Source organism: Brevibacillus gelatini (genome assembly GCF_003710935.1).
Taxonomy (GTDB): Bacteria; Bacillota; Bacilli; order Brevibacillales; family Brevibacillaceae; genus Brevibacillus; species Brevibacillus gelatini.
Genome location: NZ_RHHS01000054.1, coordinates 38075 through 48028, shown reverse-complemented (window position 1 = coordinate 48028; position 9954 = coordinate 38075). Strand labels below are relative to the sequence as shown.

Sequence of the window (9954 nt, the reverse complement as noted above, 5' to 3'; positions counted from 1 at the left end):
ATGTCGATGCCCGGATAGTCGGCGGCAATCGTCTGCAACAAGGCCCCGTAGCTCATGGCTTTGTTCTGGAACGAGCGGCTCTTGCGTTTGACATCGAGATTGTAGGTGGGAGAAACGGCTTCGAGAGACAAATAAAACACGTCACGCACCGCCTTGATGCCGATCTCCAGAACGATTCCGGCAAAAAGCGGCGTGGCGTTGCCGGCGGCGTCTACCTGACTGATTTCAATGGGGGTCTGCGCCTGAGTCATTTGCACATAGCTGTCTTTCATTTCTTCCGGCACGATTCCGGTTAACGTGAGGCGGGCATGCTCATTCATTTTCTTCGTGATCGTCAACTCTACGAGATGAATCAATTCATAGGGAGAGACTTGCAAATTGTTGTAAGCAATAACGGAAAGACTCATTTTCCTTCCTCTCCTTTCGCAGCATCATCTGACTCAATCACCAGCGAATCCATCATTCCCCAGGCTGCCAGCTTCCAGTCTGCAAGCTCCTGCTCCGTGCAGTTGAATGTGCACAGCAGCGCACGCCCCTGCAGGGAGACAAAGCTTATCAGGTTGTAGATGTCCGCATCCAGCGCGGGCGTGATAAATTCGAAAAAGCCGACGTTTTTGCCCGCAATCTCCCGGATGCCTTCCTCCTGCCAGCGAGCGAGCGGCTGCGTCTTGCGCAATACCTGCTTCATGACGTCCATGAAAGCCTGGAGCTGGTCAGCAGAATCGGCCAGCTTGCTATCGGTATAGGTAAAAGCCACGTTGATTGAAGCAGTCTGATTGGTATAGATCACCTGCGGTCTGCGCTCGGACGGGTATTTGATGGCTGCGACCTGCGGCGACATCAGCGTAAACGTCCTAGGCAGGCGGATTCGCACACGGTCGTCCAGCAACCGCTTTTCTTCTACCGGAATCGTCCCTTCGCCCACGGTGATAAACGGCTTTTCCGCCATGTCCTGCCGCAGCTTTCCTTTTGGCCCGTAACGTCTCGTGACAGGTTGAGCGTCCTCCTCCGCAAGCTCGTTCATCATGCCGATAATGCTTTCATCCATGCGCTCCATTTGCCATTCCCCTTTCTGTCGTTAATCCACAATCACCCGCTGCCGCCCGGACGCCCTCCACTCCTGTCTGGGCTTGTTCCCGTTCTTCGCTTCCTCCAAGATGCGCCCCAAATATTTGACGATCTGCAGATTGGTGCCCGGACGGTAATTGCTCCCCAAACGGCTGCTTATATAATGAAGAATCAGGTTGCGCTCGACCCTGTCCGCGTTGATCCCTTGCATGGCGAAGGCGAGGTCGTAGGCATTTGTCGTCCCGGTTTTCAGCAACTCGTAGGAAAAGTAGCGCAGGATCGCCGGGGCAAGTGTCGGCTGCTCGTAGCCGGCATGCTCCACGTTTGCAAAAATCCACGTGTTGAATTCCGTGAGCAGATCGAGAAAATACGGGTAGTCCGCGCGCAGTCTGGCTCCTTCCTTGAGCTTGAAGCGGCCCAGCTCGCGCTCATCTTCGCTGATGGCTGTCTCCGAATCGAGCACATAGGATGTCTCGTAGGAAAAAAAGTCGGTCAACGTCGCCTGCTCGGCAAAACGGATTTTCAGCACCGTCTCGTGGCCTGTCGCCGTGTAGGGCAGGCGTTCTTCGCGCTCGAACAAATAGACGCGGCCACGATGCTTGACGATGCCCTTGCCGATGATGAGATGCCGGTCGTCTACCGTGACGTCCATACCGGAAATAATGCCGTCGCTGTACATCTGAAAATGCAAGTCGACAAAATGTCTGGGGTAATCCCGCAAATTTTCAAGCATCTCTCGCTTGAGAATTCGCCCCTTGTGAAACTGGGGATGGAGATGGGAAAACACCGCTGTTCCCCCCTTTTTCGTTCAATATGGCTCTCTCGTTATTTCATCCCGTCAAAGAAATCAAGCTCAGACAGGTCGCTTTCAAATGGACAGAACACTTTTTTGCCCAAAAACAACTGCTCGTTTTGCCGCGCGACCGGAAGCACATGGAAGCCCCATTCGTTGCCGCTGGAAAAGACGAAAAACTTGACTTCTCCGTTTTGGATCGAGTCGGTTTCCTCCTGCGGAATATGTCGGCCGTACTTGGCGCGGATGTCTTCGTAGAGTACAGGCTTGTAATGGGTCCGGTCGTCTGTGTACAAATAGCGTTTGCGCAAAAGGCCGTCGCTTTCCTTGAGGAAAAACTCCACCTCGCTGACTCCGAACGGGCGCGAGATGGCTCCGTGCACATGGCTCAGCTTTTCCTGGCTGCGAATCAGCACGCGCTCCTGCTTGTTGTGGGTAAAAGCGGTCACGGAATACGGAACGACAGGCGCGTGATTGGTAATGTGCGCTTCGATGAAGCCGGCCTTTTTCGCGCTCTGATAGCGCAACGCTCCGCGCAGGCAGGACAGCTTCAAGTCCGGCACTTTGCCCGTCTCCTCTGACCGTTGGCGAAACTCGATGCTGCGGCCTGGCACGAACTCCTTCAACGCTTCGCGGAACACGTCAATCCGGCACGACTGCCCCGTCAGCTTGATGATCGAGAAGTCCGCCAGCCTTCCCTCCTGGTAAAAGTCGTCCAGGAAAACGCGCAAAATCTCGTAAATGTCCGCCTTAATCAAGTGATTGATCTCTTTGCTGGTGAACACGACGTCAGGAAAGTCGTACACATCGCGGAAGCGCCCTTCCTCGCGAATGGACAGCACCCACCGCTCCACTGCGGTCAGCTTCAAATCCTGCTCCTGACGCTGCTCGCCTTCGGTAGTGAAGCGATTGCGCAAAATGCCTGTCTGGCGGAAAAATTCCTTTTTCATCTGCTCCGCGAGGTCCCACAAAAAATAAAAGTTGTTGCGGACGCGCTGGTAGTCGTCGCGGCTCTTGTTTTCGTAGGCTTTGTAGCAGGTGGGCAAAATCGCCTCGGCCTCCCGGTATCGCTCTTCAAACCGTTCATAGACGGAGTCGACGCCAAACTCATCTACATGCCGGAAAATTTCCGAGCCGGGAATGTCAATGAGCTGGTCGATGTCGGTTGTGTGCCGACCTTTGCTGTAGTAGTCCGCAAAGACGATTTTCATGAACTGCATGATCCGGTAGGTGATGTTGTTGCCGCCAAAGTTCGTATCGCCGTTTTCGTAGGTCGTGCTGATGTCGATGCGATACGAAATGTGGCCGTCCTCGATGCGGAAGCTGCACGATGACAAGTCTGTCGTTCCTCCGCCGCAGTCAATGACGAGCGCCTGGTACGTCTCGCCGTCGAGGAAGCTGTCTTTGTCGATTTGATCGGCAATCGTGTTGAACAGCACGGCCATCCCTTCATCGAGCGCGTCTTCTGTTTCGATGCGGTACTCCGGCAAAATTTCGGTAAACATCTCGATAAACTGTGTTTTCAGCTTGACCGGACTGGTGATGTGCAGGTGGCGAAAACGGCATTTGAATTGATGCTCTGCCATCTGGATGACGTGAAGCAAATAGTGGCGCAAAATGTCGCTGCGCTTGACCATCGCGGTATTGCCCTGGCTGTCCATGACCTCTTCCAGCTTGTGATAGCTGTTCACCCAGCGCTTGATGCCCATGAACACCGTCGCGTGCGAGCTGTATCCGTTCTTTTTCATGTGACGCAACGCTTCATAGCCGACGTGGAAGCGGACGTCATGCGGCGAGGAACAATCCGCCACACTGACGACTGTCGGCAGTACCTCGATCCATTCTTCCTTCTTTTGCGTCGTGTCCGGAAACGAGACGTAATTGATCGCATTCAGCTTGACCCGGCCATTCAGCAAATCGTTGCCGGGAGGGGCGCTAATGTATTCGTGGTCCAAAAAGGCGCCAGCCGTTGTCGAAGATGTGCCAAAATCAATCGCCAGCACCGCGTCCGTCTCTTCCAGCTCCCGGATTTCCAGATCGGCGACAGGCACTTTGTAATAGTGCAGATTGGTCGGCGGCAGCGGCTTGTCTTCGCTGTACGCTTTGTACAGGTAGTCCGAGTCCTGCTTGCGGAAAAAAAGCAGACTGTAGCTCTGGTTCACCGTTTTCCGCAGCGGAACGTCCTTGTGCGACAGCAGCCAGTAGTGCCCTGGCTTGTCGTCGTCTTTTCGCAGCTGCAAAATTCCGCACAGCTCCATGTGGTCATTGACCAAAAGGACATTGGATTCGGCCAGACCTTGGGCCGACTCCACCCGATAATCGTCCTGTCTGTTGACAGCCAGCCCGGCATACAGCGTCATCTTGGCCGGGATTTTGATGGAGTCCGCCCCAGGCAGCGGCGTGTTCAAGTACGCATGCAAAGCCGCTTCGATCCGCTCAAAGCCGCCCTCCACATCCGACTCGATAAACATGCTTTCTTCGGCGCCGCGGAATCGCAGGATCGTTTGCAGCAGTCCTTCCCGGTCGAGATTGTTTACCACCGAGCCAACCAGCTTTTCCTTGTGGCAAATGTTGCGCAACTGAAAGGTCGTCATCTCCATCAGCTCATCCCGCGTATAGGTCGTTTCGCTCTGCTGGACGTTGATGTTGCCTTTTTGGAGATGAAGCTTGTACGATAATTTTCTCATGACTCCGATCCTCCCACACTCACACGGCTTTCTCTCAAACTCTCTTGCGGTCTGTTAGTACAGGGCGATATGATCGATCTGCATCGTTTCCTCGACATCGAGGATGCCGAAGTGGTTTCGCCAATATATTTCCGTCTGGAAGCGGACAGGCAGAAAAATATCCAGTATCAGCGCCAGCCTGGCGCGTGCTGCGTCTGTCTCCGCCTGTCCGACGTAGAGCAGCAGCTCATCTTTTTCCTCGCAGTTGGCGTAGATGGTAGAGTGAGGAAAAATTTTTCGCATCGTATCGCGGAGCAGGTAAACCGCTTCTCCTGTCTCATAGAGCCGCAGCAGATTGCCGGCAATAATCTCCTGTTCGTCACGGGTGAACAGCTTGATGTTTTCCGCTGCCTGACTGCCGAACAGCCCCGCCTCCAGATCGCGCAAAACAAAGCGGATGTAGTATTCTCGCTTGTTCATCCCTTGTGTCAGGTCGATCTCGGCCAACAGGTGTGTCACGATGTCAAACAAGACCTGACGCAGTTCGGACTCGCCCGTGTAGTTGACGTCAAACAACTCGCGGAAAATGTCCTCAAAACGGTAGAACGGGTTTACCTCTACCGTCTTGTCCACCGTCTTCGCGTTGATCGCTTCCAGACTCAGCTCCATGTACGGCGAGTAAACCTTCGCCGCTTTGAACACCAGCTCTTCTTTGGCAATTCCGGCTCGCCTGGCCTTGATGACCAAATCCCAGATGTAGTTCACGCCCATTCTCCTTCGCACTTGTATTCCGGGAAGTACATCTGAATCTCGGAGACGAGAAAGCTCATCATGTCTTCCAAAATAAAGCTGTCTGCTCCGCGTCGGCGAAAGCCGAGCTGCATGATTTTTTTGTCGTGCTCCACGCGGACATTGTCGCTGATGAACGGGTTCATTTCGTACGTAGCGGAAGTGCGCCCGCCTTTTTCGCGAATCTCTACGTGCACAAGCTCCAGTTGCTCCGCCGCTTCAAAGGAATGGACGATGCGGATGATCTCGCCTTTGGCCCGCACCGGCATTCCTTGCTTGCGGGCGAAGCTGCCCACGAAGCTGCTTTTGCGCCGGTTGGACACCAGCGCGTATTGCAGACGGGACGTCGGGGTCGCGACAGGCTGGGTGATTTTGCAGACGTTCCAGATGCCCGACTTTTCCTGGGGGGAGACAATGGTCAGCTCTTCTGCCGAGCGCTTGATATAGCGGATCAGCGCTTCATCCCCGTCCACGAGATAGCCGTGCTGGCTCCCTGTCTTGCGCAGCGACAGGACATGCTCGAAGTTCACCCGGTCGATTGCTGGCACGGGAAAGCCGATGTTTTTCAAGGCCAGCCGCTCGATGTTCCAGAGCGGGATGACATCCAGCTTTTTGTACGGCTCCCATTCTTCCAGGTGCACCGTCACCTCCGCGATCTCCTCGTCTTCGCCCAACTCCCCCTCGCAGGAGACGAGAACGACATCGAAAAACTTGTTCGCATACGGATGATTCACGGTTTTCCACGGCATGCCGTTTTTCAAAAACATGTTGTACAGCTTTTCCAGCTCGTCGATGTACAGCGTGTTTTGCTGCAAACGCACCTCAATCGGGTATGACTTTTCTGTCGTCGTCAATCGGCCCTTGAACGTGCGTTTGCTGTTTATCAGCTCTTGAATCCGGCTGTAGCCGCACTCCATGAATATGGTCATGAGCACCGCCTGTTCCTGACGGGTGAGCTGTTCATGCAAAGCCTTGCGATCGCACAGCTTTCTTTGCTCGTCGCCGGGAATCATCGGGTACAAAAAGTCGTGGATGGGATCGAAATCGTCGCGATGGCAGAGCGTTACGTATATATCGAGCTTGTCTTCCTTGTCCTCGAATTCGGAAAAGACGCGCTGCTCCAGCTTTTTTTGCATTTCCTCCTGATATTCCACGAGGTGCAAAAAGACGCTGTTCATCATCTGCTTTAATATCCTGCGCTGTTCCAGGTCCTCCATTTTGTTCAAACGGTCGAGTACGATTTCTTTCATCATGGGGTGGTGACAGCCTCCTTTTGCGCCGGATTGGCTGTTGGTTCAGCTGGCTTGCTCCCGGTCCCGTCCGGCTGGGCGGAGGGAGCGAGGCTGGCAGCTTTCCCCGAATTGGTCGCAGGTGGCTCGGCTGCCGGGGCCAAGGGCGCAGACGAGGCAGAATTGGCACCTTGTCCCTGATTGCCCGCTGGCGGCTGAACAGCAGGAGCCTGATTCGCTGCCGGAGCTGAGTTGGCTCCATTCCCTGCATTCGTTCCGGATGTCGGAGCAGCAGAAGCCGGGGGCGCTGCCGGAGCTGGGCTCGTGGCATTTACCGGGTTGGCCGCTTGTGGCTGGACAGCCTGCGGAACAGCCTGGCTCGCTGGCGGTGCGGCTGGTGTTGGTGCTGCGGTTGCAGCGGCGGCTGGTGCTGCTGCGGCAGGCGGGTTCAGTTTTTCCTCTGCTTTGGTCACCTTGCGCTCCATCGCCAGTACCTTTTCCAACACGCCGATTTCCTGATAGATCTCCTGTGCCATCGTGAACGATTCGATTGCGCCGGCAAAGTCACCCGCAGCATAGCTGTCGTCGCCTTTTTTCTCCAGCTTGTCGGCGGAAAGCATTTTTTGCTCCTTGTCGATGCCCGTCTTTTTGGACCCGACTTCATCGAGCTTGGCCCGAATCTCTTTTTCTCCCGTGAGAAAGCCCGATTCCAGTGCCAGCTTTCTCGCTTTTTGGTAAAACGCCTCCGCACCCTCGTAATCCTGCGCCTCAAGCAGCATATCGCCTTCCTTTTTCCATTGCAGGACGAGCAGGTACGACTCTACCTTTTCCTTTTTGGCTGCGATCTCCGGCTCGTTGAAATCATCGCGGCCTTTCATTTCCTTGAGCGCCTTGTCGTACTTTTCCAGCGCCTTTGTATACTGCTCATCCTTCATCGCCGTATCTCCGTCGACGATGAGCTGGGTAATGCGCTGCTTTTTGTTCAAGAGCGCCGCGTGCACCTTGTCCTTGACGATGTTCGCCATGTTTCTCGCTTCGCTGTACTCTTTCAGCGCCTTGGGGTAGTCGCTCTCTTCGATATACGCATCCCCGTTCTGTTCATGCTCGAACATGCCTGTCGCCGCTTCCGCGATTCTCTCGGCCTCCTTCATCTTGAACAAAAGCGCGCCGCCGCCAGTCAAGACGAGCAGCAGGGCGATGAGCGCCACTCGTTTGATGATGCGCCATTTTTTCTGCGGGTCGATTTTGAATATTTTGTTTGCAAAAATGGCAGCGGCGGTATAGTTGTTCACCACCCGCTGCTGCTTGCCAAGTAGCACGTCCTCCAGCGTATCGAGCAGCGCCGTGGGATCTTTTGCCTCTTCCAGCGCATCCTGCATCTCGGCCGAATCGACTCTCTCCCACAAGCCGGGGGTCGTCAGCAGGAGGACATCGCCGTCATAGAGCGGCAGCTTTTTCGATATGTACGGCCGAAACTCGCCCGGCGTGCCCAAATAGCTCAACAGATTGTGGCGTTCCTCGTGATGATCGAGCACGTCCTCCGCGATTTCCTCCCGATCTGCCATCTGCTGGGACAAACTCTGGTCCTTGCTGCGCAGATGCAGCCGCCCGTTGCGAAACAAGTACAGCCGCGTATTGCCCGCCACGCCGTAAACCACGCGGGCATAGTCGGTGACGATCAGCGTCAGGCTGGCCTTCAGCCGCACCCGATAGCTTTCCTCCTTCAGCACGCGATGCGCCTCGCGCAAATAGCGGCTGATGCGATAACGGGAAAGCGACGGCTTTTGCATAAAGTGTCCCAGCACGGCTTTCGCTGCCAGCTCGGCGCTCTCCACCTCCTGATCGTTGTCCAGGCCGCGGGCGATTACCCAGCAGGCAATATCGTCCAGCTCGGTATAGGCAAAGTAATCCTTGTTGCGCACATGCGTGCCTGATTCGGACAAAAATCCGGTTACAAAATCACTGTTGTCCCTTCTCATCCTTAACTACCCGCTCCTCCTTGTCGTCCGGATGCCGATCGCCTTTTCGCCTTTACCAGCCTTTTTCCAGGATGACAACCGTCGCGTTGTCCTGGTTGGCTTTTTGCTTGCTCTCCACCGTCTCGATGATTTGCTCGGCAGCATCGTGAGCGGAGATTTTCTGGAACAGGATTCTCTCCAGCTCTAACTCTGTCAACGTATCGTAGACGCCATCGCTGAGCAAAAGCACCTTGTCTCCCTTCTCCAGCGGAAACGGCTCGCGGCCAATCTCGATGTTTTGAAAGCCTTCGTAGCCAAGGTAGTTAATCAGCTGCTTTTTCTTCGGATGGCTGATCGCCTCGTCCTTGCTGATCTCTCCGGCGAGGAAGCGCTCCTCCAAGACCGATTCATAGATGTCTTTCTGGTTGATCGGGATGAATTCACCCCTGCGAAAAACCGTCAAAATGCTGTCGCCGACCGCTCCCCAGTGCAGCATGCCATCGTGAATGACAGCGGCAACCAGCGTAGTTCCGCCCCGGCTTCCTTTTAGCGCCTGCAAAATTTCCGCGTTCGCAAGCGAGGCTGCCCTGGAAAAGTAAAGCGAGAGGTGGCGCGGATGATCGAGCTTGGAAAACTCGCGGATGAACGTGTTGACCGCAAGCGTCGAAGCCAGTCTGCCGTTGGCAAGTCCGCTGATCCCGTCTGCGAGTACGGCAATCGTTCCGTGCGAAGTCGTCGCCGTGGCAAAATAGTCGTCCTGCTCTTCTCTTCTGCCGATGGTCTGCCCATTGCCGATTTGCATGACCGGATTCTTTTCCTGCCGGATGATGGCAGCGCGGAGTCGAAACAACAAAATAATGGCGACGATCACGGCAACCACAACGAAATAAGGAATGACCTCCTGTAGAAACATGCTCATCATTCCTTGTCTTTGCCTGCGTCGTCCCATTCGAAGTGGACACCGCACAGCGGGATGAAAATAAACTTGCTGTTGCCGAGCTGAATGACGTCATAGGCGGTCAGCTCGACAGGCGTGTAGACTGCCTCGTTGTTGTGATAGGCCAAACCCGATGCGTCGCCGGGAAGCAGGTAAAAATTGCGTTTTTTCGGATCGTAGACGATGACGGCATGGTTTCGGCGTGAGATTTTGTTGTCTCCGATGATGCGGATGTGCATATCCTCGGCGCGGCCGATGAAGTTTTTTTCCGCCATGATGCGGTAATCCTGGCCTTGCTGCGGACCCTCGATACAAACCAGCCATCCCGTGACAGGCTCGATCTCTTCCGTGTCGCCCAAATAAGGCATCGTCTTGTCGTCTTCCTCGACGCCCCGGGCTTGCCTGCCCTCAGACTTTGCCGCCGGCTCCACCACCAGGCTGCAATAGGGGCATGTGTTGCCGTGTTTTCTGCTGCTAAACATGTGTCCATTCGCGCATCTTGTCAAACTCATTA

8 protein-coding genes and 1 pseudogene are annotated in these 9954 nt (G+C 54.9%); all 9 read right to left on the bottom strand.

Features of this window, described 5'->3' with window-relative positions; all coding sequences use genetic code 11:
* A pseudogene (locus tag EDM57_RS20970) lies at window positions 1–407 on the bottom strand (hypothetical protein); the annotation flags it as partial.
* A complete protein-coding gene (locus tag EDM57_RS20965; RefSeq protein ID WP_122906640.1) occupies window positions 404–1057 on the bottom strand; it encodes a hypothetical protein in 654 nt (217 codons plus the stop codon). The pseudogene EDM57_RS20970 and the gene EDM57_RS20965, both read right to left, overlap by 4 nt.
* 21 nt (window positions 1058–1078) lie before the next feature.
* On the bottom strand, window positions 1079–1855 hold the full coding sequence (locus EDM57_RS20960; RefSeq protein ID WP_122906639.1) for a DNA and RNA helicase: 777 nt from the start codon (window positions 1853–1855) through the stop codon (window positions 1079–1081).
* Window positions 1856–1893: 38 nt separating this feature from the next.
* Complete coding sequence (locus EDM57_RS20955) at window positions 1894–4548, bottom strand: acetate and sugar kinases/Hsc70/actin family protein (protein WP_122906638.1); 2655 nt, start codon at window positions 4546–4548, stop codon at window positions 1894–1896.
* A 54-nt stretch (window positions 4549–4602) separates the two neighbouring features.
* Entirely contained in the window at window positions 4603–5298 is a 696-nt protein-coding gene (locus EDM57_RS20950; RefSeq protein ID WP_122906637.1) for an iron-dependent peroxidase, read from the bottom strand.
* Window positions 5289–6566, bottom strand: coding sequence for a normocyte-binding protein (locus tag EDM57_RS20945; protein WP_122906644.1), 1278 nt, complete (start codon window positions 6564–6566; stop codon window positions 5289–5291). Before EDM57_RS20945 ends, EDM57_RS20950 begins: the two co-directional genes overlap by 10 nt.
* Window positions 6566–8524 carry a PP2C family protein-serine/threonine phosphatase gene (locus EDM57_RS20940; protein WP_246005875.1) on the bottom strand — a complete coding sequence of 653 codons (1959 nt, stop codon included), beginning with the start codon at window positions 8522–8524 and terminating at the stop codon, window positions 6566–6568. Before EDM57_RS20940 ends, EDM57_RS20945 begins: the two co-directional genes overlap by 1 nt.
* Before the next feature lie 52 nt (window positions 8525–8576).
* Window positions 8577–9416: a PP2C family protein-serine/threonine phosphatase gene (locus EDM57_RS20935; RefSeq protein ID WP_122906636.1), complete on the bottom strand. Its 840-nt coding sequence runs from the start codon at window positions 9414–9416 to the stop codon at window positions 8577–8579.
* Window positions 9417–9421: 5 nt separating this feature from the next.
* Complete coding sequence (locus EDM57_RS20930) at window positions 9422–9952, bottom strand: FHA domain-containing protein (protein ID WP_122906635.1); 531 nt, start codon at window positions 9950–9952, stop codon at window positions 9422–9424.
* Window positions 9953–9954: the final 2 nt, after the last annotated feature.

What these genes read in the sequence shown, in the direction of transcription:
- EDM57_RS20965 (WP_122906640.1), bottom strand. Translation starts at nt 1,057, where the DNA reads ATGGAGCGCATGGATGAAAGCATTATCGGCATGATGAACGAGCTTGCG.
- EDM57_RS20955 (WP_122906638.1), bottom strand. Translation starts at nt 4,548, where the DNA reads ATGAGAAAATTATCGTACAAGCTTCATCTCCAAAAAGGCAACATCAAC.
- EDM57_RS20950 (WP_122906637.1), bottom strand. Translation starts at nt 5,298, where the DNA reads ATGGGCGTGAACTACATCTGGGATTTGGTCATCAAGGCCAGGCGAGCC.
- EDM57_RS20945 (WP_122906644.1), bottom strand. Translation starts at nt 6,566, where the DNA reads ATGAAAGAAATCGTACTCGACCGTTTGAACAAAATGGAGGACCTGGAA.
- EDM57_RS20940 (WP_246005875.1), bottom strand. Translation starts at nt 8,524, where the DNA reads ATGAGAAGGGACAACAGTGATTTTGTAACCGGATTTTTGTCCGAATCA.
- EDM57_RS20935 (WP_122906636.1), bottom strand. Translation starts at nt 9,416, where the DNA reads ATGTTTCTACAGGAGGTCATTCCTTATTTCGTTGTGGTTGCCGTGATC.
- EDM57_RS20930 (WP_122906635.1), bottom strand. Translation starts at nt 9,952, where the DNA reads ATGAGTTTGACAAGATGCGCGAATGGACACATGTTTAGCAGCAGAAAA.